22 protein-coding genes and 1 pseudogene are annotated in these 26,734 nt (G+C 43.9%); 10 read left to right on the forward strand and 13 right to left on the reverse strand.

The features are described 5' to 3' along the window. Window positions 1-304 precede the first annotated feature (304 nt). Window positions 305-3,619: a transferrin-binding protein-like solute binding protein gene (locus tag LU297_RS06040; RefSeq protein WP_263075658.1), complete on the forward strand. Its 3,315-nt coding sequence runs from the start codon at window positions 305-307 to the stop codon at window positions 3,617-3,619. A 9-nt stretch (window positions 3,620-3,628) separates the two neighbouring features. Further along, window positions 3,629-6,427 (forward strand): lactoferrin/transferrin family TonB-dependent receptor, encoded by a 2,799-nt coding sequence (locus LU297_RS06045; protein ID WP_263075659.1) that lies wholly within the window; start codon window positions 3,629-3,631, stop codon window positions 6,425-6,427. 293 nt (window positions 6,428-6,720) lie between these two features. Here LU297_RS06045 and aat read toward each other — a convergent pair whose 3' ends face one another. Next, window positions 6,721-7,482 (reverse strand): leucyl/phenylalanyl-tRNA--protein transferase, encoded by a 762-nt coding sequence (gene aat, locus LU297_RS06050; RefSeq protein WP_263075660.1) that lies wholly within the window; start codon window positions 7,480-7,482, stop codon window positions 6,721-6,723. 96 nt (window positions 7,483-7,578) lie between these two features. After that, window positions 7,579-8,526, reverse strand: a complete 948-nt coding sequence (gene trxB, locus LU297_RS06055; RefSeq protein WP_263075661.1) for a thioredoxin-disulfide reductase — start codon at window positions 8,524-8,526, stop codon at window positions 7,579-7,581. A 205-nt stretch (window positions 8,527-8,731) separates the two neighbouring features. On the opposite strand from trxB, the gene LU297_RS06060 reads away from it, so the two are divergent. The 3 genes from LU297_RS06060 to topA all read left to right on the forward strand — a co-directional run bounded on the left by LU297_RS06060 (window position 8,732) and on the right by topA (window position 14,696). After that, complete coding sequence (locus LU297_RS06060; protein ID WP_263075662.1) at window positions 8,732-11,401, forward strand: DNA translocase FtsK; 2,670 nt, start codon at window positions 8,732-8,734, stop codon at window positions 11,399-11,401. 1 nt (window position 11,402) lies between these two features. Next, on the forward strand, window positions 11,403-11,915 hold the full coding sequence (locus LU297_RS06065; protein WP_263075663.1) for a hypothetical protein: 513 nt from the start codon (window positions 11,403-11,405) through the stop codon (window positions 11,913-11,915). 162 nt (window positions 11,916-12,077) lie between these two features. Continuing rightward, window positions 12,078-14,696, forward strand: coding sequence for a type I DNA topoisomerase (gene topA, locus LU297_RS06070; RefSeq protein ID WP_263075664.1), 2,619 nt, complete (start codon window positions 12,078-12,080; stop codon window positions 14,694-14,696). Between the two features lie 69 nt (window positions 14,697-14,765). On the opposite strand, the gene LU297_RS06075 is transcribed toward topA, so the two are convergent. The 5 genes from LU297_RS06075 to cmoA all read right to left on the reverse strand — a co-directional run bounded on the left by LU297_RS06075 (window position 14,766) and on the right by cmoA (window position 18,995). Beyond that, on the reverse strand, window positions 14,766-15,686 hold the full coding sequence (locus LU297_RS06075; RefSeq protein ID WP_263075665.1) for a DUF808 domain-containing protein: 921 nt from the start codon (window positions 15,684-15,686) through the stop codon (window positions 14,766-14,768). An 86-nt stretch (window positions 15,687-15,772) separates the two neighbouring features. Then, the gene (cmoB, locus tag LU297_RS06080; RefSeq protein ID WP_263075666.1) at window positions 15,773-16,801 is read right to left on the reverse strand and encodes a tRNA 5-methoxyuridine(34)/uridine 5-oxyacetic acid(34) synthase CmoB; all 1,029 of its coding nucleotides are present in this window, start codon (window positions 16,799-16,801) and stop codon (window positions 15,773-15,775) included. 4 nt (window positions 16,802-16,805) lie between these two features. Next, complete coding sequence (locus LU297_RS06085; RefSeq protein ID WP_263075668.1) at window positions 16,806-17,366, reverse strand: TIGR00645 family protein; 561 nt, start codon at window positions 17,364-17,366, stop codon at window positions 16,806-16,808. A gap of 13 nt (window positions 17,367-17,379) precedes the next feature. Then, window positions 17,380-18,237: a metallophosphoesterase family protein gene (locus tag LU297_RS06090; protein ID WP_263075669.1), complete on the reverse strand. Its 858-nt coding sequence runs from the start codon at window positions 18,235-18,237 to the stop codon at window positions 17,380-17,382. Next, a complete protein-coding gene (gene cmoA / locus LU297_RS06095) occupies window positions 18,234-18,995 on the reverse strand; it encodes a carboxy-S-adenosyl-L-methionine synthase CmoA (RefSeq protein WP_263075670.1) in 762 nt (253 codons plus the stop codon). The genes LU297_RS06090 and cmoA overlap by 4 nt, the downstream gene beginning before the upstream one ends. A 174-nt stretch (window positions 18,996-19,169) precedes the next feature. On the opposite strand from cmoA, the gene msrA reads away from it, so the two are divergent. Both msrA and LU297_RS06105 read left to right on the forward strand, forming a co-directional pair. Further along, entirely contained in the window at window positions 19,170-19,688 is a 519-nt protein-coding gene (gene msrA / locus LU297_RS06100; RefSeq protein ID WP_263077344.1) for a peptide-methionine (S)-S-oxide reductase MsrA, read from the forward strand. Between the two features lie 264 nt (window positions 19,689-19,952). Next, a complete protein-coding gene (locus tag LU297_RS06105; RefSeq protein WP_263075671.1) occupies window positions 19,953-21,347 on the forward strand; it encodes a lytic murein transglycosylase in 1,395 nt (464 codons plus the stop codon). 98 nt (window positions 21,348-21,445) lie between these two features. On the opposite strand, the gene LU297_RS06110 is transcribed toward LU297_RS06105, so the two are convergent. Next, window positions 21,446-21,616, reverse strand: a complete 171-nt coding sequence (locus LU297_RS06110; protein ID WP_263075672.1) for a DUF787 family protein — start codon at window positions 21,614-21,616, stop codon at window positions 21,446-21,448. A gap of 22 nt (window positions 21,617-21,638) precedes the next feature. Beyond that, entirely contained in the window at window positions 21,639-22,358 is a 720-nt protein-coding gene (locus tag LU297_RS06115) for an SPOR domain-containing protein (protein ID WP_263075673.1), read from the reverse strand. 182 nt (window positions 22,359-22,540) lie between these two features. On the opposite strand from LU297_RS06115, the gene LU297_RS06120 reads away from it, so the two are divergent. Beyond that, complete coding sequence (locus LU297_RS06120; protein WP_263075674.1) at window positions 22,541-22,762, forward strand: DUF2788 domain-containing protein; 222 nt, start codon at window positions 22,541-22,543, stop codon at window positions 22,760-22,762. A 74-nt stretch (window positions 22,763-22,836) separates the two neighbouring features. Here LU297_RS06120 and LU297_RS06125 read toward each other — a convergent pair whose 3' ends face one another. Further along, window positions 22,837-23,181: a hypothetical protein gene (locus LU297_RS06125; RefSeq protein WP_263075675.1), complete on the reverse strand. Its 345-nt coding sequence runs from the start codon at window positions 23,179-23,181 to the stop codon at window positions 22,837-22,839. Between the two features lie 316 nt (window positions 23,182-23,497). Here LU297_RS06125 and rpsU point away from each other — a divergent pair, with 316 nt between their 5' ends. Then, window positions 23,498-23,713 (forward strand): 30S ribosomal protein S21, encoded by a 216-nt coding sequence (gene rpsU, locus LU297_RS06130; protein ID WP_263075676.1) that lies wholly within the window; start codon window positions 23,498-23,500, stop codon window positions 23,711-23,713. A gap of 148 nt (window positions 23,714-23,861) precedes the next feature. Next, window positions 23,862-24,347, forward strand: a complete 486-nt coding sequence (locus LU297_RS06135) for a c-type cytochrome (protein WP_263075677.1) — start codon at window positions 23,862-23,864, stop codon at window positions 24,345-24,347. A gap of 57 nt (window positions 24,348-24,404) precedes the next feature. Here LU297_RS06135 and LU297_RS06140 read toward each other — a convergent pair whose 3' ends face one another. From LU297_RS06140 to rplY, 3 genes and pseudogenes are all read right to left on the reverse strand, one after another. Next, the gene (locus LU297_RS06140) at window positions 24,405-25,397 is read right to left on the reverse strand and encodes a calcium/sodium antiporter (RefSeq protein WP_263075678.1); all 993 of its coding nucleotides are present in this window, start codon (window positions 25,395-25,397) and stop codon (window positions 24,405-24,407) included. A 21-nt stretch (window positions 25,398-25,418) separates the two neighbouring features. Continuing rightward, a complete protein-coding gene (pth, locus tag LU297_RS06145) occupies window positions 25,419-25,994 on the reverse strand; it encodes an aminoacyl-tRNA hydrolase (RefSeq protein WP_263075679.1) in 576 nt (191 codons plus the stop codon). A 91-nt stretch (window positions 25,995-26,085) separates the two neighbouring features. Next, window positions 26,086-26,376: pseudogene (gene rplY, locus LU297_RS06150) on the reverse strand (50S ribosomal protein L25); the annotation flags it as partial. Window positions 26,377-26,734 lie beyond the last annotated feature (358 nt).

Here is a 26,734-nt window from a genome sequence, read left to right on the forward strand (position 1 = left end):
ATTTCATACATCGCATTAGGACGAATACGCTTACACATGGCAAGCTTGATGCTTTTGTCGGTTGTGCTTGGTATGCCACACTCATCAAATCATGATATATAATAACAATAAGTTGGATAAATTTTATCCAGCTGAACTATTTGTTATTGATAATAATTCTTATTGTATTTTCATTTATTATTAACTATAATAAAAAATTAGCAATGTTTAGAAACAAATGCTTAATATTGATTATTTTTTATACAAACTATCCCTTAATCAAATCAATTTTGCATGGATTTTTGTTGAATACTTGGAGTGTGTCATGCTTTCTTTGTCTTATGTTACCAAATTTACACCATTGCCGTTAGTGCTTGCCATCAGCACAGCCTTATTGAGTGCGTGTAGTAGTGGTGGGTTTAGCAATCCTGCTTATATCGAATCGGGGCTTAATCCAAGTGTCGTACCCAAGCCTGCTGATGGCTCAAAGCCTGCCGACGGTTCAAAACCTACCGATAATTCACAGCCTGCTGATGAGTCAGCACAAGACGAGCCATCGCCGCAGACTTTGGCAATCATTCAGCCAACATTAGGTAGTGCAGCTGCTATTGCCAAACGAAATCTGTATGCCAATACTGAGGCAGAGAAAAAAATTAATGCTGATGAAATTCTACCCATCGATGCTCAATCCATCAAAGAATTGGTTGAAAAATTGGGCGAAAAATATCCCAACAAAACGATTTATCAAAATGATAAAACCAATCAAGAGTATCAGTTTGTCAAAGCTGGTTGGGTGTTTTCAGAGCTGTATTCTGGCGAATCAGTGATTGATGTTCAAAAAAGCACTCGCTATCAGGCGGGCGATGGCTATGTGTATTATTATGGCGATAAGCCAACCATGGGCATTGCCAAAGGAGAGGTTAAATATCTGGGGCATTGGGATTTTATGACCAACGCCAAACACGTTCGCCGTAAAATCGAAAATGACAAAGGAGAAGTTGAAGAAACTGTGGGTGGTGGCTCAGCGTATGGCATGGACGATAAATTTGGCGACCATGTGGGGGCGACCAGTTTTGCCGAAAGCTATTTTCAAGAATATGCACCAAGACAAGGTCATCACAAGGCACAGTTTTTGGTTAATTTTGATGATAAGCGTTTGACAGGTAAATTAAGCACCCAAAAGAAAACATCAGCCAATGAAGATGCTCAGGAAGTGGATAGATATGACATCAATGCCACCATTCGAGGCAATCGTTTTGTGGGCAGTGCCACTGTACCAAAAGACCAAAAGGGCAACAACAGCACTTTATTTTATGAAGATGCCACTGGACGATTGGAGGGTGGATTTTATGGCGATAAAGCACAAGAGCTGGCAGGTAAATTTTTGACCGATGATGAATCGGTGTTTGGGGTGTTTGCCGCCAAGCAAACAGACCAAGCACAGGAATTGGCTCAATCATACGACACTTTGTATGTCGATACCACTAATGATGCCAGTATCAATGCCAAACAGCTAAGCAGTTTGAGTAATTTTGCTATTTTGGGCGATGTTAGGCAGCTGAGCATCAATGATAAAGTGATTGATTTGTTACCGCAAAATGACCAAAAATTTGCCCAGCAAAGTGTTGATTTGCCCACAGGTCAAAAAGCCATCATCACCAATTTTGGTACAGCAGATGGTGTTTTGACCTTAGGTCATCTGACCAAAACAGGGGTCAGCAACAAGAAAACCGCTGCACAAGCATTGGCGGAAAAACAAGCCCAAGCCAAACGAGCATTAGAAGAAAAAATTGCTAATGCAAAAGTAGCTTTGGCAAACAGTCAGGAGGCTGCAAAACAAAAATTTGCCGACAAAATCACAGGGCTTCGAGATGATTTGAGTGCCAATGTGTACGACTATCTGCTAGAAGAAGATGCGGATGCCAAAGATGAATTGCAACAAACCATCATCGAGCAAGTATTTGCAGGTTATACGCAGCATACCGATGCTCAAAAAGAGCAGATTTTAACTTGGCTTGACCATCTTAATGATGTTGATTTGGACGGGTATGAAGAATTTGCTGAAAATAATCAATTCGTTGAAGAAATCATCAAGGTGTTTGATGCAGGCGAAAAATTCAATGTCAATGATGAGCGAAATTGGCAAGAATTCTTTGAGATTGATGATGAGACGCTGACTTTGGCAACGGCTGGCGATTTGTTGAATCGTTATGAATTAAAGGACATCAACCAAGCGAAGGCAGAATTTAAGGAAAAGGTTCAGAGCCAGATACAAGATTTTGATGATTTGTTGGCAGAATATGAGGGCGGCGAAATTGAGCTGTCGGATTTAACCAAAAAAGCCACCAAGCAGCTCTTGGCAGTTTATGACAAAAATCAACATAACAATGTCAAAAAGACGCTCAATGAGTTGATTGCTCAGCTTAGAATCGATGAAGAGAGCGACATTGATATTGATGAAGAAGGGCTTGAAGACGATATCTTGATTGAGAACAGTACGCTGTTTGCTATTGCCAGATTATTCCAACAAGGCGATAAACTAAATCCTAACAACCAGAAAAACTGGCAGGCTTATCTACCTAAGTCGCCAACCATTGAACCGCCAAAGCCTGTGGAATACGGCCCACAAGCCATTAAGCTGGCTCAAAATCAGCTAAAAGCTAAGCTCATTCAAGAGCAAGAGGAGCTTGGCGATTTGCTTAGCGAGTATCCTGATTTGGTACTACTACCTCAACTTGATTTGATGGACGCTAATGAAGCGTCTCAGACATTAAAAGACTTTTTAGGTCGCATTGAGGCGAAAATTTTATCTTATTATGCCAGTGATAAACACCCAGCCATTAAGACTCAAATCAGCCAGTGGCTTACTGTCATTGATGAAGCTGTGACGGTGGCGGTTGAAGAGCTTAATGCAGCTGGGGATATTGAAAGCAAACGCCAAGCGGCACTCAAAAAGCTGGAACAGGCAGTCATCACGCCCCAAGAGACACTTGCCAAGCTCATCTTGGCAGGCGAGAAAGCCGATGTGAATAATCAGGAAAACTTGCAAGTCTTTTTGGCGGCAATGCCAGTCGTTGAAGAAATGGACATCAATCAGTCAAATAGTGGTTTTTATGTGATGGGTGAACGCACGCCACTAAGCCAAATCCCAACACAAGGTCAGGTGCATTATCAAGGCACTTGGCATGGCAAAATCCATAATGACCGTAGTTGGGAGACGACACCAGGTCAAGGCGTGCATGACAGCAAAGCATTGTTTGATGTTGATTTTGATAATAAGGCATTGACAGGTCAGCTGCTAGAAAAAGGGGCATCTGATGCTACTTTTAACATCAATGCCAAAATCACTGGCAATACTTTTACTGGCAAGGCAATCGCCAATGAAAAAGGCATTTATCTGGATAAATATTTGGACATTGCAGGCGGTGTCATCAAACAAAATCCTGTGTTAGATGATAACTTGCAAGGTGGTTTTTATGGTAAAGATGCCGAGTATTTAGCAGGTGGCTTTTCTTTTGATGGTAAGTTGGAACGCTATGATAGCTCAACCGCCTCAAACGACAAAGAGCTGATTGTTGAGCCTGTCATCGGTGGCGGTGTGTTTTATGGCACCAAAGATAAAAAAATTAAACAAAAATAAGGGACAGTGATGAAAACTACTCAATATCGCCTAACTCGCCTAAGTATCGCCATCTGTGCCGTCATTGCAGGTGGTGCGATGCCAGCATTTGCCCAAGATGGCATCGATGCCAATCAGATGAATGCTGCCCATGCTCAGACCCAAGCTGATGAGGTCAATCTGGGCGAAGCTAAATTGGTCATCAAAAAAAAGACCACCAAAAAAAGCGAAGAAACCACAGGACTTGGCAAGACTGTCAAGACAGCTGATGACATCAGTGAGCAGCAGATTTTGTCGGTCAGAGATTTGGTCAGGGATACCCCTGGTGTGGCTGTGGTAGAGCAGGGTCGTGGTGCTAGCTCTGGCTATACCATCAGAGGCATGGATAAAAACCGAGTGGCGGTCACGGTTGATGGTATTAGTCAAGCCCAATCCTATCTGGTGCAAAAACGCCAGACAGGCGAGGGTCGTGAGGGTAGTGGTGCCATCAACGAAATCGAGCTTGAAAATGTGAGTGCCGTGCAAATCAGTCAAGGAGCCAGCGGTGTGGAGTCTGGTAGCGGTGCTTTGGGTGGTGGGGTGAGTTTTCGCACCAAAAGTGTCGATGATGTGCTAGACGATGGGCAAAAATTCACCACCTTTTACAAAGGAGCGTATGCCAGCCGTGACAAACAGGCACTGCATTCGGCGGGGTTTGCTTTCAAGCATCAAGGCTTTGATGGTTTGGTGCAATACACCGACCGTACCAAAGAGGCTGTCAAACCGCACAAAGATATTTTTAAGACCACGCATGGCGTGTGGCGATGGGGAGCAACAGCTGATGATGTTGCCAATGGTGGTGTTGCGTTAGATAAATATCGATTTGTCTTGGTGGAGGAATGCCCAAATTATGACACGCAGTTAGATGGCTGTACCATCAAACAAAAAGCACAAAGCAAACCTGTTTTTGAAAAGATAAATGCCAAAGATTATACGGGTAAAAACCGAGTCTTGGGCGACCCGATGGATTATGAGTCCAAGTCTTATTTGGTCAAACTGGGTCATGACTTTAATCCAAGCCATCGTCTTGAAGCGGTCTATGAGCAAACTGAGCAGCATTATAATACTCGTGATATGACCAAAGAGGCGTATCATTTGATTGATTCTAAGGGCGTGGGTGTGCTTGGGGCAAGCCGCAATATCTATCTTGGCGATAAAGTTCATGAGGCACTTTATACCCCAGCAGGCGTGGCGGGATATTGGACACAGACCAGATTTGTCGATGAAAAGCATGAAAAAGACAGACTGGGTCTAAGTTATCAATTTAATCGTGCCACCAAAACAGGACTGTTTGACGAGGCGAAATTCAGCATCGACCAGCAAACGGTGGACATTGATAATTTTGCCTTTGAAAAATACTGCTCAGCATATCCATCGGTAGATAAGCATTGTGTACCAAGTGCTGATAAGCCTAATTCTGGCGAAAAAACCAATCGCACTTTGTACCAAGAAAAACACCATCTGCTGCGTGCTGATTTTGGTAAGTTGATTGATGGCAAGACCATTCGTCATAGATTATCGGCTGGCTTGGGTGTGGATAAATTTAAATCCACTCGCACCATCAAAGACATTCACGAAAGAGCTTACAAGCTAAATTATAATTTTGTCAAAGACAAAGGCGATGTAGAAGTTTGGTCCATCAAAGATGCAACTTTGGTGCATGATGATATCTGCAAAGACCAGCAGTTTGGACTTGGCGAGGCTCGCAAATGTGGCAGCAGTATCATCACGGGTCATAATTTTTATGCCAACATCAAAGACACCATTCATGTGGGCGATGTGGCTGATATTAGCTTGGGCGTGCGTCAAGACATTCATCGATTTGACAGTGATGACGATTGGACTGGCACAGGCAAATATAAGAATACCTCTTGGAATGTGGGATTGGTTGTCAAGCCAACCGAAAGTTTGGATATTTTGTATCGTGCCTCCTCGGGGTATCGTGTGCCAAGTTTTAAGGAATTGTTTGGCTATCGTTTGGACGGTGTGACCAAAGAAGATGTGGCAACACCGCCTTTTGACAGACAATTTCGCCACGAAAGAACCAATGTTCGCCCAGAAAAAGCCTTAAACCAAGAGTTTGGATTTAGTCTAAAACAAGCATGGGGCAATCTTGATGTTAGCTATTTTGATAATCGCTATAAGGATTTGATTGATTTGACGCTCAAAAGTTATCCAGGTGTCAATCTGGCGGCAGCGACCAATAACATTTGGGCGTATCGCAACTATCAAGATGTGCATCTAAATGGCATCACGGTGGGAGGCAAGCTGTATTTTAATGCCTTGTCAGATAAATTGCCATCAGGATTATCTGGTCGTTTGGCATACCTAAAAACCAAGGTCAAATCAAACAAGCTCAAAGATGTATTTGTGAATGCTGATGGTTATTTTTTGGATACCATCACGCCAACTCGCTATGTGTTGGGGCTTGATTATGTCAGTGATGATGACAGATGGGGCTGGGGTGCGGTTATGACCATTACAGCAGCCAAAGATGCCAATGAACTTAAAACCACAGCCCAAGTACCCAGCGGTCAAGAATATCAAAGACAGGCCACCAAAGCACACAGTCGCAGCTGGCAGACGCTGGATTTGTCCGCTTTTTATCGTCCAAATCAGTACATGACTGTGCGTGGCAGTGTCCAAAATGCACTCAACCATCGTTATAGCACTTGGGAGTCATTGCGTCAAACTTCCATCACTTCTGGCAATGCTCATGAGCAAGATTCGCTCAATCAATACGCTGCTGCTGGTCGTAATTTTGTGGTGTCGGTTGAGCTTAAATACTGATAAGGCTTAACCGCCTGCCAAAATCACAAAAACCGCTTTACTTGATGTTAATAAACAGTGGAGCGGTTTTTTTATATTTCTGTTTTTGCAAACAAGTTGATGCAATGCATCAAAATATCGTCAATTCTATTTAAAACCAGACAAAGGTTTTTTTGCTCAAAGCAAGCTTGCCTGCCCATAACAAAAACCCACCCGCAGGCAAGCTTGGGGCGAACGGTTTTGCTGTATGGTTTTGGTATGAATTAAGCACACATAAAAACAGTCATCGGTCAAATCAAGATAAGACTGGTTTATCAGTATTTTTGGGATAATTGTTTGGTAGTGATTGACAGGATTTGACCGCCAAGCCCTGCCACAGGCTGCTGCACCAGACTGGTTAGTTGGGATAAAAAATGCTGTCTGGGCATGATGTTTGCCCCAAGACTCATCAGATGTGGATTTTCAAGTTGGCAGTCGATGAGCGTGATACCCTGTTGTTTGGCAAAAGTCATCAAGCCCCAAAAGGCGATTTTTGAGGCATCGGTCTGGCGATGAAACATACTTTCTCCACAAAATATCGCCCCAATATTCACGCCATACAAACCACCAATCAATGCACTTGATTGGGGTGTGTTTTCCCATACTTCAACACTGACCGCTACGCCAAGCTGATGCAACTCTTGATAAGCAGTTTTCATCGACTGATGAATCCAAGTGCTGTCTGCATAAGCACGAGGCTGACTACACGCCTCAATGACTTGGGCAAAAGCAAGATTGGTGGTGATGTGCCATGATTGTTTTTTGGCGGTACGCATCAAGGATTTTTTGGGCGTAAAGTCATCAGGCGACATCACACATCGCTCTTTGGGCGACCACCAACAAATCGGCTCATCGTCATCAAACCAAGGAAAAACGCCGCAGCGATAAGCGTGCAGCAGGGTCGAGGTCGATAAATCTGCCCCAGAACCGATGAAGCCGTGATGATTTGCCATCAGGTGCATATTGGCAAAATCATAGGGGCACTGGTCGGCGATGTGGTGTAATGATTGTAAGTGAGTGCTTGGCGGTATGTCCATATTTATTATTAAAAAATCAATCGTGCCAGTGGTAAAACCATGATTGGTGATGATAAAAAAACCGCAAGCGATGAGTGGCTTGCGGTTTTTAGGGTGTTAGCCTTGTGCGTCCAGATATTTTTCGACATCAAGTGCTGCCATGCAGCCTGTACCAGCAGAAGTGATGGCTTGACGATAGATATGGTCAGCAACATCACCGCAAGCAAACACCCCTTCGATACTGGTGGCAGTGGCATTGCCATCCAGACCGCTTTTGACCTTGATATAGCCGTCTTTCATGTCAAGCTGACCGTCAAATAAGGCGGTGTTTGGCTTGTGTCCGATGGCGACAAACATACCCATCGCATTGATTTGTTTGGTGCTGCCATCGACCGTTGATTCGATGATGACGCCTGTCACGCCCATGTCATCACCCAAAACTTCTTTGACAGCAGCATTCCATTCGATGCTGACATTGCCATTATTGACTTTTTCAAAGAGCTGGTCTTGGAGGATTTTTTCAGAACGCAATGTGTCACGGCGATGAATTAGGGTAACATGACTTGCGATGTTTGATAGGTACAATGCCTCTTCGACGGCGGTATTGCCACCGCCGATGACCACCACTTTTTGGTTTTTGTAAAAAAAGCCATCACAGGTTGCACATGCTGATACGCCTTGACCCATGAATTTTTGTTCGCTGTCAAGTCCTAGATATTGGGCGGTTGCTCCTGTGGCGATAATAAGAGCATCACAGGTGTATTCGCCATTATCCCCGATGAGTTTGAAAGGACGAGTTTGCAAATCGGCAGTATGAATGTGGTCATAAACCATCTGTGTGCCAAAACGCTCAGCGTGTTCTTTCATACGCTCCATCAGACCATTGCCAGTCAAGCCATGTGCATCGCCAGGCCAGTTATCCACTTCGGTGGTGGTTGTCAGTTGTCCGCCAACTTGCAGACCTGTGATGATGACGGGATTTAGATTGGCACGGGCGGCATAGACAGCTGCTGAATAGCCAGCTGGACCTGAACCTAAGATGATTAAGCGATGATGATTTGACATGGTGAATTTCTCAAAAAAGTTTTGCCTGCATAAGTGGCAAGGCGTTGATTTTAAGTATATAAGGATTGTGACAAAAATTGCAAGCAGCACTTAGGTTTTTTGGGCAAATTTGATAAGATTTTACCAAAGTCATTGGTAAAGTTTGGCAAATTGGATATAATGTAGGGTTTGACCCAGGCCATCCATTTGATAAGTCCAAGTTTTCATGAAATTTTTAGAGCGTATTTTTGAAACCGAATTATTACGACCTGTTGCTGGCAAATTACCAACACTAAAACAGACGCTATTTAGCCTGTTTGGTATTGTGTTGCTGTGCTATTTGTTTGTGATTTTGTTGTCGTATAATCCTGCCGACCCTGCTTGGTCTCATGTGGGTAATGCGATGCAAACGACAAACTTGGGTGGGCGTTTGGGTGCATGGATAGCGGATATTTTGCATGTATTTTTTGGCTTATCATCGTGGCTATTTCTGCTGTTTTTGGTCTATGAATTGGTGCGACTTTGGTGGGTAAAAACCGCATTGGTTTGGCCGATGCGTGTGGTGGCTTATGCAGGATTGGTGGTGTTGTTTGGGGCGTTTGTTTCCTATGTTACCAGCATTTCATATCCTGAATCAGCGGCTCACATGGGTGGCATGATTGGCTTTGAGATTTGGTCGTCATTATCTGGTTTGCTTGGCACTTCATTGGCGGTGGTCTTTTTGGTGGTGCTGATTTTATTGATTACCGCATTGACTTTTGAGATTCGCTGGAAGGCTTTATTGTTAGGATTGTTTGGCTGGGCGGATCATCGTGCTGATGACGATACCAATGACCAAACAAGCACGCAAACGATTGAGATGCCCCAAGTGCAGGACAAGACAGGCGATGAAGAGATTGACGATTATACGCCGCACAATCACGATGGGGCATTCGCCAGTTTTTTGGTGCATTCAGGACTGCGTGATGAGATTTTGGCAGACAAACAGGCTAAGGAGCAAGCAGAGGCGACTGCTGTATTAGCGGAGACTGTGCCGCTGGCGACCGATGTCAGCCGTCATCAAAAAATTGCTGAACAGGCGGTGCAGGTGGCTTCATTTTCTTATGATGAGCGTGATGTTGATGAGCCAAGTGCCAGTGAGGTGGTGCTGGCTGATGAGCCTGAGTGGTCTGATGTTTGGGTTAATCAAGCGATGGACAATGAACCATCACAGGATAAGCCATCGCAAGATATGCCATCACAATCAGCCAATCAGCCTAAATCTGATGTTTGGCAAGCGACCAATACCGCACAGTCTGTCTGGTCTGCTGACAAGATGGACGATGATGTGTCTGATGCCCAAGAGCATCTTGATGATGAGCCTGTCATGCCAAGCCCTGCTCGTTCGCACGCCATGGATACGCTAAGCTATCGACTGAGTTTATCGCCCATTCCAGAGTTGTCTTTGTTAGATAAGCCTGATTTGAATAAAAAACCCAGCTACACGCCAGAACAACTTGCCCAGATGTCTGAGCTGTTAGAAATTAAGCTACAAGAATTTAACATCAAAGCAGAAGTGGTCAGTGCGATGGTTGGTCCTGTGGTGACCCGTTTTGAGGTGGAGCTGGCACCGGGTGTCAAGGCAAGCCGTGTTTCTCGGATTGCCCAAGATTTGGCTCGCTCCATGAGTAAGACTTCTTTGCGTGTGGTGGAGATTGTTCCTAATAAACCGTATATTGGCATCGAAGTACCAAACGAAAAACGAGAAATGGTGCGTTTGATTGAGCTTTTGGATACGCCTGATTATCAAGATAATGACAATCAGATTGCCATTGCGGTGGGCAAGGACATTGGCGGTAAGCCTGTCATTGCCGACCTTGCCAAAGCACCACACATGCTGGTGGCAGGTACGACAGGTTCTGGCAAATCAGTGTTGGTCAATTCGTTTTTATTGTCAATGCTACTAAAATATACGCCAGATGAATTAAAATTGGTGCTTATTGACCCAAAACAATTAGAGCTTGCCAACTATGGCGATATTCCACACCTATTGACACCTGTCATCACAGACATGAATGATGCGGTGGCGGCATTGACTTGGTGTGTTACTGAGATGGAACGCCGTTATCAGTTGATGGCCAAGTTAAAGGTGCGTAAGATTTCTGAGTTTAACAAAAAACTTGCCCAAGCTGAAAGCAGAAATGAGCCGATTTATGACCCACTTTGGAAGGCTTCCGACAGCGTCAGTCAGTCCAAGCCACCTAAGCTAAAACCGTTGCCACTCATTGTTGTTGTGGCGGACGAATTTGCTGATATGATTATGCAGCTTGGCAAGACGGCTGAGGACCCGATTGTGCGTCTTGCTCAAAAGGCTCGTGCAGCAGGTATTCATTTGTTGCTTGCCACCCAACGCCCAACGGTCAATGTGGTGACGGGCTTGATTAAGGCGAATGTGCCAGCCCGTGTGGCACTACGAGTGAACTCCAAAGTGGATAGTCGCACCATCATCGAGGAGGGTGGTGCTGAGGATATGCTTGGGCATGGCGACATGATGTTCATTGGACCTGGCAAAAACAGCCCAGAGCGTGTTCATGGAGCGTATGTCGATGATGATGAGGTCAATCGTATCTGTGATGCGTGGCGTGAACGAGGTCGTCCTGATTATATTGATTTGTCAAGCAGTTATACTTTTGAGGGCGAGGGGTCTGGCGATGCTCGTTCTTTGGGTGCAGGCGTGGACGATTTGTATGATGAGGCGGTTGCTCTTGTGCTAGAAACTCGCAAAACTTCTACTTCGTTCATACAAAGAAAGTTGGGCGTTGGCTATAATCGTGCAGCTCGCATCGTTGAGCAAATGGAAGAGCAAGGCTTGTTAAGTGCAGCTGATAATAGTGGCAAAAGACAGATATTGATGTAAGATGAATCTATCAAGTAGCACCATTGCCATCATCGTTGTGCTGTTAGTAGCAGGATTTGCGATTGGTAATTTTATGGGAGCAAAACCTAAGCCAAATCAGGTCAGGTCGGCTGAATTGCGTCTGCTGGCAAGAGGGCTTAGATTGTATCCAAAATTAGTGCCAACCCCAAGTTGGTTGCCTTATGATAAGCCAATGGTAACCCAATACACACTCATCATTGATGAGCTTAGCCTACCAATGGCGTGCTATGTGGCAGAGGCTGGCGTGTGGCGATTGCTTGATGGGGCGGTCAATGACCGACCAAAGGTGCTTCATCAGGCAAAGATTGCGTTGCCAGATTCGTTGTTGCTACTGGTGCTGGGTTTGCAAATCAAAGCCAATAGCATCACGATTTTTTGGCAAGATGAACAATATCAGTACAGCAAACAAGCATTGAAATTGGATAAGATACTCGCCCAAGCAGATTTGCAAGCATTAAAAGAGGCATTGACACGGTGGGCGGAACAAATTTAGGGAAATGGTGGGTTGTTTTTATGATGATTTCACCTCATTTTGACAAAAAGGATTGACAAAACTTGATTGTCATTTTATCTTTTTATGGGCGTGCGATGAGACAGGAGGTGTCATTGTGCGAGTTTTTTATTGATTAATCGTTTAATTTTTTAAGGCATATTGATGGCAACCACCACAAAAACAAGCAAATCCACCACTCCAACCGCCAGTGCAAAAGGCAAATCGCTGGTCATCGTGGAATCACCTGCCAAAGCCAAAACCATTAACAAATATCTAGGCAGTGATTATATTGTCCGTTCTAGCGTTGGTCATATTAGAGATTTGCCTGTGGGCGGTAGTGGTGGCAAAACAGAAAAGGTGGACGAGACGGGTCTGTCTCGTGAACAAAAGGCGTGGCGAGCATTGGTGCGTCGTATGGGTGTCAATCCTGAGCAGGATTGGGCGGCGGTGTATGAGATTTTGCCCAACAAAACCAAAGTCATTCGTGAACTTAAAGCCCTAGCCAAAGATGCTGATAAAATCTATCTGGCAACCGACTTGGATAGAGAGGGAGAGGCGATTGCTTGGCATCTTAAAGAAGTCATTGGTGGTAGTGATGACAAATACAGCCGTGTGGTGTTCAATGAAATCACCAAAACAGCGGTGCAGCACGCCTTTGAACAGCCTGCCAAATTAAACATTGACCGTGTCAATGCTCAGCAAGCTCGCCGTTTTCTTGACCGTGTGGTTGGCTTTATGGTCTCGCCATTGTTGTGGGCAAAAATCGCTCGTGGTCTGTCAGCAGGTCGTGTGCAGTCGGTAGCAACTCGTTTGGTGGTTGAAAGAGAACGAGAAATTCGTGCGTTTGTGCCAACCGAATACTGGCAAATCCACACCGTCAATACTGCCGCAGGTCAGGCATTGGAGTTGGAGGCTGCCAAATATCAGGGCAAGACACTTAAACTGGGCAATAAAGAAGAGACGGATAAGCTGGTTCATGTCTTGCAATCGGCGGATTTTGTGGTGTCAGCTTTGGAAGAAAAACCCACACAGTCTCGTCCATCAGCACCTTTTATCACTTCTACTTTGCAGCAGGCGGCCAGCACTCGCTTGGGTTTTAGTGTAAAAAAGACCATGATTTTGGCACAACGACTGTATGAGGCAGGACACATCACTTATATGCGTACTGACTCAACTTTTTTGAGCCAAGATGCACTCAATGCGGTGCGTGATTATATTGATGGGAATTTTGGCAGTCAGTATCTGCCAGCCAAGCCTAATTTTTATGGCAATAAACAAAATGCCCAAGAGGCACACGAGGCGATTCGCCCATCGAATGTGCTGGTCAAATCATCGCAACTGACTGGCATGGAGCGAGATGCTCAAAGATTGTATGAATTGATTTGGCGACAGTTTGTGGCGTGTCAGATGACCCCTGCTCGCTATCAGTCGGTCAGTTTGATTGTTGATGCCAGTGGTGTAGAACTAAAAGCAAAAGGTCGAACGCTGCTGTTTGATGGATATACCAAGATTCAACCGCCTGCCAAAAGTGATGATGTGCTATTGCCAAGCGTGAAAGTGGGCGAAAAATTACCGTTGATTGACATCAAACCAAGTCAGCATTTTACCAAGCCGCCTGCTCGTTATAGTGAGGCAAGTTTGGTCAAAGAGCTAGAAAGTCGTGGCATCGGTCGCCCTTCAACTTATGCGTCCATCATTTCCACCATTCAAGAGCGTGGCTATGTTAAGCTGGAAAACAAACGCCTGTATGCGGAAAAAATGGGCGACATCGTCACCGAACGCTTAGTGGAGAGTTTTCCTGATTTGATGGATTATGCGTTTACCGCAGGATTAGAAGACCGACTTGATGAAGTGGCACTTGGCGAGGAAGATTGGAAAAAGCTGCTGGATAATTTTTATCAAGGCTTTAAAAACAAACTAGAAATTGCTAAGTCTGCACAAGGAATGCGTCCTAACGACCCCACCAATGTGGCGGACATTCATTGCCAAGAATGTGGTCGTCCGATGCAGATTCGCACAGGTTCGACTGGTGTGTTTTTGGGTTGTACTGGCTATAATCTGCCCCCAAAAGAACGCTGCAAAGGCACAAAAAATCTCATGCCAGCTTCTGCTTTTGAGTTTGATGCTGATGATGAATCTGCCGAAGTCAATGCCTTGATGGAGAAAAAACGCTGCCCAAAATGCAATGCAGCGATGGACGGCTATGTGGTTGATGGTGGTCTAAAACTCCATGTTTGTGGCAATAACCCAGATTGCGATGGTTATGTGTTAGAAAAGGGCGTTTTTGAGGTCGGTGGAGCAACGAATGACGCACCGACCATCGATTGCGACAAATGCGATGGGCAGATGGAGCTAAAAACAGGGCGGTTTGGGGCGTATTTTGCGTGCAGAAATTGCGATAATACTCGCAAAGTACTCAAAAATGGACAGGCAGCACCGCCACGCATGACTGCCATCGCCATGCCACAACTGCGTTCACAAAAGTTTGATGACCATTATGTGCTTCGAGAAGGGGCGGCAGGACTATTTTTGGCAGCATCCAAATTCCCCAAAGTGCGTGAAACTCGTCCGCCCAAATTAAGCGAACTACGCACGATTCAAGACCAGCTTGATGATAAATTTCAATATCTTTTTGCTGCACCAGATACTGATGATGATGGCAATCCAACAATTTTGCGATGGTCTCGCAAAAATAATGAGCAGTATGTTGGTTCAGAAAAAGATGGCAAGGCAACTCGTTTTGCTTTGGTCTGGAAAGATGGTGCTTGGGTTAAGGGTTAAGATTCTTGCCACAAGCCCAACAAAAAAAGAACGCATCAATGCTGGTGCGTTCTTTTTTGTTGATGAGATTTAGGATTTTTTGAAGAGTTTTTTGCCAGCGATGAGAATAAACAACACTACCAATCCTGCCAAAAATCCAACCACGCCATTATAGACCGCTTCGGTCAAACTACCAAAAATGCCTGATAGATTTGCCAAATCTTGGGCTTGGTGATGTAGTATGTCGATGCCATGCACCAAAATACCGCCACCAACCAAAAACATGGCAAGCGTTCCTGCAATGGATAAAAATTTCATCAGCTTAGGAGCGAATGCAAGCAATGCCCTGCCTAAGGCTTGACTGGTTGAGCTAGGTTTATTAAGTAGATACAGACCCATGTCGTCTAGTTTGACAATCACACCCACCAAGCCATACACGCCCACGGTCATCAAGATGGCAATCAGCGATAGAGCGATGGCTTTGGTAGCAAGTGTTGCCGTTGCCATCACGCCCAAAGAAATCACAACAATCTCAGCAGATAAAATAAAATCGGTACGCACCGCCCCACGGATTTTGTCTTTTTCTAGGGCGACTAGGTCAATGGTTTGGTCTGCATTGGCTTCTAGGCGTTTTTGATGGACTTCTTCGTCATCAAGGTCGTGTGGCAAGAGATTTGGGGCGAATTTATGAACGATTTTTTCAGCACCTTCAAAGCATAGAAACAGACCGCCAATCATCAGTAGGGGTGTGATGAGCCAAGCGGCAACAGCACTAATCAATAATGCTGCTGGTACCAAGATGAGCTTATTGACAGCAGAACCTTTGGCAACCGCCCAGACGACCGACAACTCTCGGTCGGCACGCACGCCAGAGACTTGCTGTGCGTTTAATGCCAAATCATCACCCAAAACCCCAGAGGTTTTTTTGGCGGCAAGTTTGGTCATGACAGACACATCGTCTAAGATGGCGGCGATGTCGTCCAAAAGCAAAAGTAAACTACCTGATGCCATGTTTGTGTATTCCAAATCAAATGATAATAAAAAGCGTATTATAAGCCAAAAAATCGCCACAGATTGTAGCGATTTGTTGTGAATGATTAGGGTTTTTTGGCAATCATCACCGCTCGTTTCGGGCGAGGATAGCCTTCCACCGTTTTGCTGTCGTCATTAGGGTCTAAAAAGTCGGATAAGGAATGGTAGGTCATCCATTCGCTGGCTCGCTGTTCTTCGTGCGTGGTGATGTTCAAATCCACACAACGAACATCGACAAAACCTGCCTTTTCAAGCCATAAAGTCAATGCCGCCACCGATGGTAAAAAATAGACATTATTCATCATGGCGTAGCGGTCTTTTGGCACCAAAACGGTATTTTCATCGCCATCAACCACTAAGGTTTCTAGCACCAATTCCCCATTTTTTAGGAGTTGATTTTTTAATTGCAACAAACAATCAAATGGCGATGCACGATGATATAGCACCCCCATACAAAAGACTGTATGAAACAGCTCTCCTGAGGGCAATTCTTCAAGACCAACAGGGATAAAATGAATGCTTGATTGGTTAAAGCTGTTTTTTAGATCGCCCAAAAAATGCCTAATTGCCATAAATTGATGATAAAACAAGCAAGATGGGTCGATGACAATGACCGTGCTTGCCCCAGCTCCTACCATACGAAAACCATGATAGCCAGAACCACCACCAACATCAAGCACTCGTTTGCCTGTCAAATCGGCAATGTGTGGTAGTACCCTGTCCCACTTTAAATCACTACGCCATTCGGTATCAATGTGAATGCTTTGCTCATCATCGCCAATCAAAAAACCGCCTTTTCGCCACGGCATCAAGTTTTTTAGTAGAGCTTCGCTTTTGCGATAGTCATCTTGCCTAAGGCTTACTTTGACGGTAACACAGCGATGATTTAGGTCGATGGAGTGCGGCTCAGCGATGGGCAGTTTGTTTACCACAGATTCATAATAAGGAGCATGAGCATAGCGTTCCTTATTTTTGATGGCAGCCAGCCAATCGGGCAGTTTTTTTAGCCATGCTTGGGCAATGGGATATTTTTGGCTAAGAGCAAACAGGGTCAAATAAAGCTGTTGCTCGCTATGATAGATGCTATTATTCATGGGTTTAGTGTGCGGTGTGATTGGTGCTGTATAAAATCTTATCGGTATAAGCAATGGCAATCGCTGATGCCAAAAATCCTAGATGTAGCAGTAGTTGCCATTGCATCGTGGTTGGGCTGACATTAGCAGCGTTGATGAATGTTTGTAGCATATGAATACTAGAAATGCTGATGATTGCCATGGATAGTTTGACTTTAAGCACTGAGGCATTCACATGGTTGAGCCATTCAGGTTGGTCAGGGTGGTCATCGACATTCAAGCGAGAAACAAAAGTCTCATAACCACCAACAATCACCATCACAAGCAGGTTGGCAATCATCACCACATCAATCAGGCTAAGTACACCCAGCATGATGGTGTTTTCGTCCATCTGACCTAGATTGACAATCAGATGCCACAAAGATTTTAAAAATTTGTAGGCATAAATGGCTTGCACTACAATCAATCCCAAATAAATGGGCAGTTGCAGCCAGCGACTGGCAAAAATAATCTTGGCAAAAATACTTTGGCGACTTTCAATGCCAATAGCGGTGTTTTCTAAAATGTCTTTATTTAAATTACCCATAATGCTCTCTTAATCACATATATTGCCAAGTATTTTTCATAAATCCGATAATGTCTTTTAATGGCACTTTTTCAATGCTAATATTATCGCCAGACTTTTCCAAAATAATCATACAGCCGTCTGACAATTTACCCTCTTGATTAAACTCTAGCTCTTTTATTTTAACCGATTGGGTAATGCCATTATCGTATAATTCATTATTAAAAGGTTCACCCGTATGCCCATAAAAATGATAAGAAAAGGCAATATTATTTAAAGTCTCGGCAATTTCAACCGAACCGTAGCCACGAATGCTTTCGCTCGGTTTGTCGTGAGTGATTAGAATATCAAAGTCTTGTTTGCTTTTAAAGAGCTTTTTTAGTGCTTGATATTCATACTCTTGAATAAACTGACTGTCTTTTCGCCCCTTTCTATCGCCAATTCGTCCAATGCCAATTAAAGAAATTTTTTCATTGCCATTATCCAAAATAATTGGCACGCCTGTTCGCATAACCCATACTTTTTGATAACAATCAATAGAAAAATGGGTTTGATTGTTTAATTCGGCTTGTTTTTCTAAATTATCCAAAAACAAATGGTCTTCGTGATTGCCCCGCACGCACAGCATATTAAGATTTAATCCATTTAAAAATTTCTCAATCTCTCTATTCTTTTGGCAAAATTGCCTTAAAAACCCGAGTTCATCAGGGTCATTTTGGGCGTGGCGTAAGGTGGCTTTATCCATTGTGTTTTTGTTGGGAAATGCCCCCATATCGCCACATTGGATAATATAATCAATCTTTTTGCCTGTTAGATTTTGGTAATGATTTACCAATTTAAAAGGCAATAAAAATTTTCCGTGAATGTCTGCAAAGATTGCCAGTCTTATCATTCTTTAAATCCAATCATTGAAGCAAAATTTAAAAACATGAACCAAGTTAAACTCCGCTCAAAACCTGCTTGCGACAGTCTGTCATGATGTGTTTGTAGCGTGTCGGTCATCAGTACATTTTCTAGGGCGTTGCGTTTACCACTGATTTCCAGCTCGCTATAACCATTGGCACGCTTAAAATCATAATAGCGTTCCACTCGCCAAGCATCGTCTTGTTCATCGTTTAGATGGGTTTTTTCGGTCAAAATCAAAATACCACCATCAGCAAGAGCGTCATGGCATTTTTTGAGCAAATCAAGGCGTTTGTCAGGCGATAAAAATTGTAAGGTCAGATTCAGCACAATCATGTCGCATTCTTGTAATGGCAATTCACAAATATCAGCAAGAATAAATTCGATATGATGATGGGGATAATGCTCGGTCAGTACCGTTTTGGCTTTATCAATCATGGGGGCAGAAATATCCACCGCCAAAATTTGTAATTCATCAGGGGTGAATTTATCTGCCAGTGCAAACGACACCGCCCCCAAAGAACAGCCTAAGTCATAAATACGGCTGACTTTTTTGCCATCATCATGCTGACGAAACAGACAATGACGGCGGGCAAAAATAGGGAGCATGGCAAGCATTTGCCCATAGCCTGGCACACTACGGCGTATCATGTCAGGAAAACAGGCAACCACTTCTTCATCAAAACTAAATCTGGCAGTTTTATCCAAAGGTGTGGCAAATAGGGTATCGTGAGCAATATTGGACATAAATTGATGATTGGGCTTGTTGTTTGGCTAAATTGTTCGTATTATACCATTGTGATGAATTTTATGCTTAACATTATGGTTTGCTGACACCAATCGTGATGTTTGATTGGATAGATTACCTGTTTGCTCGGTTAATATCAAGATGACAAGATGAATGACAAAGGAGATAAGACGATGGCAAAAATTGTACTAGGTGGCGGCTGTTTTTGGTGTACTGAGGCGGTGTTTTTACAGCTTCAAGGTGTGCTATCAGTAACCTCTGGCTATATGGGCGGAGAGGCACAGACGGCTGATTATGAGAGCGTCTGCACAGGTCAGACAGGGCATATTGAAGTGATTTTGGTTGAGTTTGATGAACAAGTGATTGATTTATCAACCATTTTTTCGGTATTTTTTGCCACACACGACCCGACCACGCTAAATCGTCAAGGCAATGATATTGGCACGCAATATGCGTCAGCAATTTTTTATTTTGACGATGAACAAAAGCACCTCGCCCAAACTGCCATTGATGAATTAAAAGCCGATGGCGTGGCGGTGGTAACGCATCTGCGACAGGCGATGGTGTTTTATCCTGCCGAAGAGTATCATCAAAACTTTTTTGCCAAAAATCCTACGCAAGGCTATTGTAATTTTGCCATTCCGCCAAAGCTTGGCAAGTTGCGTGAAAAATTTGCTTCATTGCTCAAATAAGCAGGATAATTTCGCCCAAAAATCAATCAAATGGTTACGCTTTTGTTGCCAGATGGTTGTTTTTGTCGGCAAAAACCGATTTTGTTTTGTATTTGCTCCCAAAATTGGGTAATCTTAACCCTGATATTTTGTGCATTTGCCAAAGTTGGGCGGTTTAGGCATTGGTCGGACGATGGATTTTTTTATCATTCATCATCGGGTGTTTTTGCTGACCTAGTTTGCTTGATTTTGGCAAAATTCGTTGATTTTGACCTAAGGATTTTTATGAAATTACTCAAAAGTGCCATCTTGACCACGCTTGGTCTTGGTTTGGCAAGCGTTTCATTGGCTGATGAATTGCCAAATTTAAGCAATGCTGAATTTCAACAATGTTTAGATAATCTAAAATCTAGCAGTAATTTTCGTGGTGTCTCATCGCAGACTTTTGAACGCCATCGCCCAGCTCAGCCAGACCCAAGCGTGATTCGCTCACTAAATTATCAACCAGAATTTAAAAAAGATGTATGGGATTATTTGGCGTCTTTGGTGGACGATGAGCGAGTGATGGACGGTATTCGTGCCAAAAATGAGCAGGCCGATGTGCTTCGTCGTATCGAAAGTCGCTACGGTGTGAAAGGCGAGCATGTGCTTGGTGTGTGGGGTGTGGAGTCCAACTTTGGACAGACTTTGGGTAAGAAAAATCTGTTTGACAGTCTGGCGACTTTATCGTGTTTTGACCGCCGCCAGTCATATTTTCGTGGCGAGTTTGCCAATGCCTTGCGTATCGTCCAAAATGGCGACATTCGCCCACAGGACATGACAGGTTCGTGGGCGGGGGCATTTGGTCAGACGCAGTTCATGCCCAGCACCTTTTTGGAATTGGCGGTGGATTTTGATGGCGATGGACGCAAAGACTTGGTTAATAGTAAGGCGGACGCACTTGCCAGTACCGCCAATTTCCTAGCCAAAAAAGGCTATCGCACAGGCGAGCCGTGGGGCTATGAAGTTAAGCTCAATGGCTACAATGGTAGCAGTGGTCGCCGTGACAAAAAATCCATCGACTACTGGCGAAATCAGGGCATTACCTTGCCAGATGGTTCGTCAATCCCAAATAATATGGCGTCAGCAGGCTTGCTACTACCAGCAGGTCGCCAAGGCCCTGCGTTCTTGGTGGGCAAAAACTTTGATGCGTTTTATGCGTATAATGCCTCAGAAAGCTATGCTCTTGCCATTGCTCATTTGTCAGATTTGATTGCTACTCAAAATACCGACACTAATTTTAAAACACCATGGCCAACCGATGATGCTGGTATCTCTCGCCGTGAAGCCAAAGAAATCCAGCAAGGACTGCTTAATGCAGGCTATGAGATTGGTGCGGTCGATGGCATCATTGGCGACAATACTCGTCGTGCCATCATGGATTATCAGACCAAAATGGGTGTGCCTGCCAATGGTCGTGCAGGACAAAAATTCTTACGCCTGATTCGCCAATCAGCCAACCAAACTCCTAGCACGCAACAAGCTCCAAGCCCAGTCCAGTCGACAACAGTCATGCCAATGGCAACAATGCCAGCACCAGCACCAGCGGCGACCATGAAGACCACCGATTCGCAAGCAGGTAAAGTCTATCGCCGTGTGGTGAACGCAGATGGTACAACCTCTTTGATATTGGTCAAATAAACTCATCAATAAAAAAGACCCATCGATTGGGTCTTTTTGTTTGGCTGATAAAACCAGTTTGGTAGGGTCTTGGTAACCAATACCACATCTGGCAAAAATCAGTCCTCTTGTTCTTCGTCATCGTCCCAGTTGGCATAAGTTTTGGCAGGGTCAATGCCTTGACTTTTTAGGTAAGCCACTTGTTCTTCTAGCGTGCGTTTTTTGCCTGCGTCATTCATCTGGTCGGTTAGTTTGTCCAGTGTTTCGATGTGCTTGCTAAGATTGTTCATTGAAAGGGTTTCCTGCGGTTAATTAGTGTTTTTGTTCGACAATGAGTGAGTCAATGCCGTTGTTTTTAAGCTTTTGGTAGGCAAGGCTTGCGGCTTCCTGCGAAGTCATCGGAGTGGAGACGACTTGATAAAAATGCGTGCCATTTGCTCCATCATCACGGCGTACCACCAAGGCATCAACACCTGACATCAAAACTTCGGCACGCTTAATATCAGCTTCATCAGCATTGGTGTAGCTACGAATTTGTAGAATATAGGTGGTTTTGGTGTCGTCTTTGTTGTCGTGATTGTTAGTGGTATTGCCATTATTGACATCATCATCTGCAAGCGTGATGTCTTGACTTTGCTGGGTTTTGGGTTGTTCGTCTGTTTTTTTGGTTGTGCTGGCAGGCTTGGCAGGGCGTACCACAGCGTCAGGCTTGGCGATGGTGTGAGTGTTTGTCTGTTGGTCTTGGACGCTCACGCCTTCTGGCACGCTATGAAAATCTTGCTCTGGCAAGACTTCATAAAACTCAAACTCAATCTTCTTTTCAGGTTCATCAGGGGTGGCAACGACCTCGTTATCGACAGGTGCGGCAGTTTTGTGAAAGTTGGCAAATAAGGGCGATAAATATAAGATGGAACCTGCCGCCACAATGATGACAATACCGACCAGCAGCCATAGCAGGCTGCTAACACCAAGACTGGCTCGTTCTTGGTCTTCTTTATAGACAGCAGAAGGCTTGCTGGTTCGGTGATTCATGGGCAAATCCTTGTTGTTGGGTCGATGTAAATCTGGTTATTATAAAATATAATGACCAATAATAAAACAGGCATACCGATGGTTTTTGTTGGGATTTTTTATCATAAAGTCATCTGTTTGCGCGTTGATTACCCAAGTTTATGCTATACTATGAGTCAGATGTGCGATTTGAGAGCGAAACGATGATTTTTTTGGTATCTGCTGAGACGATTACAACGCTGGGGCTATATATTTTATTGCCTGTATTTATTGGGTTTTTATTTTTTATCATGTGGGACATTTCTAAAAAATCCAATGCAGGGCGTGCGGGGACTTTTTGGATTTTTGTGGCATTGGGCATGGGCTTTTTTGGCTTTTTGGCAAAATTGGTCATCGAATTTGTATTACAAAAATGGGTCTTGTAAGTTTTCTTTTGACCATCATCACAACCTGTTTAAGCAAAAAAACCGCCCAAATATTTTGAGCGGTTTTTTGTGGGTTATTTCTTTTCTTCGGCGGGTGCGTCAGTTTTGGCTTCTGTTGCTGCTTCGGCAGGCTTGGCTTCCTCTGCTTTATCTGCTTCTGCTGGTTTGGCAGCGTCAGCGGTTTGTTCGTCTGCCTTGCTTTCGTCTGTTTTGGCAGCATCTTCGGCAGGCTTAGGCTCAGCAAATGGTGGCTGACCTTCATCATCAAATTTGATGGCTTCTGGCTGTGGTGCTTTGGCTTTGGCGGCAGCTTGGGCTTCTTCGATTTTGTCCACAGCGTAAACAGCTTCGTGCTTTTCACCACACGCACTTAATAATACACCAGCAGTTAGGGCAGCAAGAATGAAATTGATTTTCATGAGATTCTCCAAAATAGCGACAAGGTCGAACATTCTTGCGTTCTATTATGCCACAAAATTCAATCAATGAGAATATGGCAAGCTGGCATTGAACATTGGCGATGGTATTTTTGACAAAATGTTGTCGATGTCTTGAAAATAGATAAAAAATCAGCTATAATCACACGCTAATTTGTATCGTGCAAATGAACCGATGGAGCAATGGTTGCTCCATGCGGATTTTCCAGTTTGAGCTGATGCCTGATGCCAAGACCATGAGGCTATATAACATCAATACAGCCAAGCTGATGCAACCTGTCTTGATAGGAGATTTGTTATGCCACTAGTTAAAGTAAAAGAGAACGAACCAGTTGATATCGCTATCCGTCGTTTTAAGCGTGCTTGCGAAAAAGCAGGCGTACTTGCTGATGTTCGTAAAAAAGAATTCTTTGAAAAGCCAACCCAAGAGCGTAAGCGTAAAAAAGCTGCTGCGGTAAAACGCTACAAGAAAAAAGTATATCGTGAGCAAGTTCGCACCACTCGCAAATACTAATCAGCTCAAAAAACGCCCCGCATTGGGGTGTTTTTTTATGTTCTAAAAAAATACCATAAAAATATTAAGGTTTTTTGGCAAGATGGCTGTTTTTTTGACAGATTGAGCGTATAATAAATACCAACCCAGTGAGTAAGCAAGGTATTTTATGAAACATTATCATTTGGTATTAGTTGGTGCATTGTGTGCGATGATTTTGATGGCGTGTGGTGAGGATAAAACAACCACCGCACCAGCAAAGACAACCAGCACTGACACCTTGTCAGTCCAAAACACCCAAGCTCAGACAACTGCCCAGCCAAAGACTGATGAACCCAGTCAAGCACAGCAAACCGATGAATCGTCGCAACCTAAGCCTGCGGTAGAGACGAGCGAAAAGGTGCAACCTTTGTCGTTGGCAGAGGGTAAGGCATTGTATGAAAAAACCTGCCATCTTTGCCATGACCAAGGTTTGCTTGATGCACCAAAAATCAGTGATAAAGCCCAATGGCAACAACGCCTGAATAAAGGTGTAGATACTTTGTATTTACATTCTGCCAAAGGTTTTAATAAAATGCCAGCCCAAGCCACAGGTGATGTCAGTGAGGCACAGGTCTATGCGGCGGTGGATTATATTTTAAGCCAAACTAAATAAGCTGATTGGGCATAAAAAATCCAGCCTTGATTGAGCTGGATTTTTGCCATAATGTGGTTAGGTGGCGTAAGAGATGCCTAATGCACTGACCGCCAGCCAGCTGCTATAACCAATAAAACACAGTACCAAGAACGCTCCTGCCAATCGACCAATTTTGCCATTGGTTCGCAAAGCATTCAGACATAGCAAGAACAGCACGGCGGTGATGGCACACACCACAACAATATCACGGCTGATGATTTCTGCCGATACCTGCATTGGGGCGATGATGGCGGCAAGACCAACGACCGCCAAAGTGTTAAACAGGTTTGAGCCTAGCACATTGCCCAATGCCATCTCAAACTCGCCACGACGAGCAGCAATGATGGATGAGACTAATTCTGGCAAACTTGTACCAATTGCAACAATGGTTAAGCCGATAATCAAATCTGGTAGCCCCCATAGTTTAGCAAGTTCTACCGCACCCCAAACAATCAAACGAGAGCTTAAAATCAAAATGACCAACCCTGCCACAAGTTTTAGTAGGGATTGACCGATTTTGATGTTGTTGGGATTGGGCAATTCGTCGTCATTTTGGGTTTGCTCAGCCAAACTTTGTTTGCTTTTTTTGGCACTAATGATTTGTGTAGTGATATTGGCAAGCATCGCGGCAATTAGGATAAATGCGTCCAAGCGACCAAGATGACCGTCCAACAATAAGAATACCGACAAGATGGTAACAACAATTAGCCATAAAAAGTCTGATTTGACCACTTGTTTTTGGATGGTGATTGGCGAGATGAGCAGCGTCAAGCCCAGCACCAGCATAATATTAACGATATTAGAGCCATAGGCATTGCCCAATGCCAAACCAGGACTGCCAGACAAAGCTGACAAGGCTGAGACAACCAGTTCGGGTGCAGAAGTACCAACACCGATAATCAATGCACCGATGAGCATTTTTGGCATATGATATTTGGTAGCCACCGCCACCGCACCATCAATAAACACATCGGCACTGTACACCAAAATAGCAAGCCCGACGACAACAGCAAGTAATGAAAGTAGCATAATAATCAGCAAGAAAATAAGTTAAGGTTTAAAGCCATTGATTTGGTTGCGTGCTTGGTCAAATTTACCGCTCATCAAATCTGGCAGGCTTTTGATGGCACAATCAATGGCATTATCAATCAGTTCTCGTTCGCTGGCAGGAGGCTTACCCAGCACAAAGTTGCTCACTTGTGATGAATGAGCAGGGCGACCGATGCCGATTCGTAGGCGATGAAACTCTTGCCCCAAATGTGGCACAATGTCTCTTAGTCCATTGTGTCCACCATGTCCGCCACCTGTTTTTAATTTGATAAAACCAGCACCAATGTCCAGTTCATCATGAGCAATGAGTATTTGCTCGGCAGGGGTGTTGTAAAATTTGGCGAGTGGAGCAACTGCTTGACCTGAGCGATTCATGAAAGTTTCTGGCAACAGCAAGCGAACTTCTTGCCCGTGTATGATGCCTTTACCCACTTGACCGTGAAATTTTTTGTCAAAATTTAGGCTGATGCCAAAATCATCTGCCAGTCTTTGTACAAACCAAAATCCTGCATTATGGCGAGTATCTGTATATTGATTGCCAGGATTGCCAAGCCCAACAATTAGCTTAATGCTCATAGATGAGATAACCTTATTATCCAAGAAAAAACCAGCAAGCATTGCCTACTGGTCTTTGAAAAAGTTTTTGCAAACTTTTGTCTAATTAAGCACGCTGAAAATCAACATGTAGTGGGAAGCCTTTGGCTGGGTGGCGTTGTAGTGCTTTGATGACTACTTTATGCTCAGTACCGTCAATAGTGATGGTAGTTACGGTTGAGAAAAACGCTTCGCTTTCTAGGGCTTTAACCAATTCGTTGGTTTTTACGCAGATAGAAATCGGCTCTTGCTTGCCGCCATAGATGATGGCTGGGATTAGGTTTTCTTTACGCAGGCGGCGGCTCGCACCTTTGCCCTGCTGGTCTGCACTGCGTGCAACACCGTTTAGAGTGAATTGACTCATGGATAAATCCTTAAATGAATAAAAAGATTAGGACAAACTTGCGACCAGTTTGTCAAAAATTGCCTAATTTTGGGATTAGGTGGCATTTATTGGCTTATTTTGCCAACAAAATCGGACGACATTGTAGCAAATTTTCTATTCATTGACAAAGTTTTTTGTGAATTTTGTTGAATTTTTCAACAAATACATAAAAAATTTACCGATTGATTATAATGATTATCATTATCTAATTTACTTTCGTAAATTTGTGTTATAATAGTAACGCTTTTGTATCAATAAGAGATATTGATTTAAGTCAGTAAGTTTGATGAATATTGGGTGTGCAACTCATCGAGTGATGTTTGAGCATCATTGGTTT

The sequence above is a fragment of the Moraxella nasicaprae genome (assembly GCF_025643275.1).
GTDB classification, from domain to species: Bacteria; Pseudomonadota; Gammaproteobacteria; order Pseudomonadales; family Moraxellaceae; genus Moraxella; species Moraxella nasicaprae.

Excerpts from the sequence above, each read along its gene's own strand:
- LU297_RS06040 (WP_263075658.1), top strand. The coding sequence starts at position 305 with ATGCTTTCTTTGTCTTATGTTACCAAATTTACACCATTGCCGTTAGTG.
- LU297_RS06045 (WP_263075659.1), top strand. The coding sequence starts at position 3,629 with ATGAAAACTACTCAATATCGCCTAACTCGCCTAAGTATCGCCATCTGT.
- aat (WP_263075660.1), bottom strand. The coding sequence starts at position 7,482 with ATGGACATACCGCCAAGCACTCACTTACAATCATTACACCACATCGCC.
- trxB (WP_263075661.1), bottom strand. The coding sequence starts at position 8,526 with ATGTCAAATCATCATCGCTTAATCATCTTAGGTTCAGGTCCAGCTGGC.
- LU297_RS06060 (WP_263075662.1), top strand. The coding sequence starts at position 8,732 with ATGAAATTTTTAGAGCGTATTTTTGAAACCGAATTATTACGACCTGTT.
- LU297_RS06065 (WP_263075663.1), top strand. The coding sequence starts at position 11,403 with ATGAATCTATCAAGTAGCACCATTGCCATCATCGTTGTGCTGTTAGTA.
- topA (WP_263075664.1), top strand. The coding sequence starts at position 12,078 with ATGGCAACCACCACAAAAACAAGCAAATCCACCACTCCAACCGCCAGT.
- LU297_RS06075 (WP_263075665.1), bottom strand. The coding sequence starts at position 15,686 with ATGGCATCAGGTAGTTTACTTTTGCTTTTGGACGACATCGCCGCCATC.
- cmoB (WP_263075666.1), bottom strand. The coding sequence starts at position 16,801 with ATGAATAATAGCATCTATCATAGCGAGCAACAGCTTTATTTGACCCTG.
- LU297_RS06085 (WP_263075668.1), bottom strand. The coding sequence starts at position 17,366 with ATGGGTAATTTAAATAAAGACATTTTAGAAAACACCGCTATTGGCATT.
- LU297_RS06090 (WP_263075669.1), bottom strand. The coding sequence starts at position 18,237 with ATGATAAGACTGGCAATCTTTGCAGACATTCACGGAAAATTTTTATTG.
- cmoA (WP_263075670.1), bottom strand. The coding sequence starts at position 18,995 with ATGTCCAATATTGCTCACGATACCCTATTTGCCACACCTTTGGATAAA.
- msrA (WP_263077344.1), top strand. The coding sequence starts at position 19,170 with ATGGCAAAAATTGTACTAGGTGGCGGCTGTTTTTGGTGTACTGAGGCG.
- LU297_RS06105 (WP_263075671.1), top strand. The coding sequence starts at position 19,953 with ATGAAATTACTCAAAAGTGCCATCTTGACCACGCTTGGTCTTGGTTTG.
- LU297_RS06110 (WP_263075672.1), bottom strand. The coding sequence starts at position 21,616 with ATGAACAATCTTAGCAAGCACATCGAAACACTGGACAAACTAACCGAC.
- LU297_RS06115 (WP_263075673.1), bottom strand. The coding sequence starts at position 22,358 with ATGAATCACCGAACCAGCAAGCCTTCTGCTGTCTATAAAGAAGACCAA.
- LU297_RS06120 (WP_263075674.1), top strand. The coding sequence starts at position 22,541 with ATGATTTTTTTGGTATCTGCTGAGACGATTACAACGCTGGGGCTATAT.
- LU297_RS06125 (WP_263075675.1), bottom strand. The coding sequence starts at position 23,181 with ATGAAAATCAATTTCATTCTTGCTGCCCTAACTGCTGGTGTATTATTA.
- rpsU (WP_263075676.1), top strand. The coding sequence starts at position 23,498 with ATGCCACTAGTTAAAGTAAAAGAGAACGAACCAGTTGATATCGCTATC.
- LU297_RS06135 (WP_263075677.1), top strand. The coding sequence starts at position 23,862 with ATGAAACATTATCATTTGGTATTAGTTGGTGCATTGTGTGCGATGATT.
- LU297_RS06140 (WP_263075678.1), bottom strand. The coding sequence starts at position 25,397 with ATGCTACTTTCATTACTTGCTGTTGTCGTCGGGCTTGCTATTTTGGTG.
- pth (WP_263075679.1), bottom strand. The coding sequence starts at position 25,994 with ATGAGCATTAAGCTAATTGTTGGGCTTGGCAATCCTGGCAATCAATAT.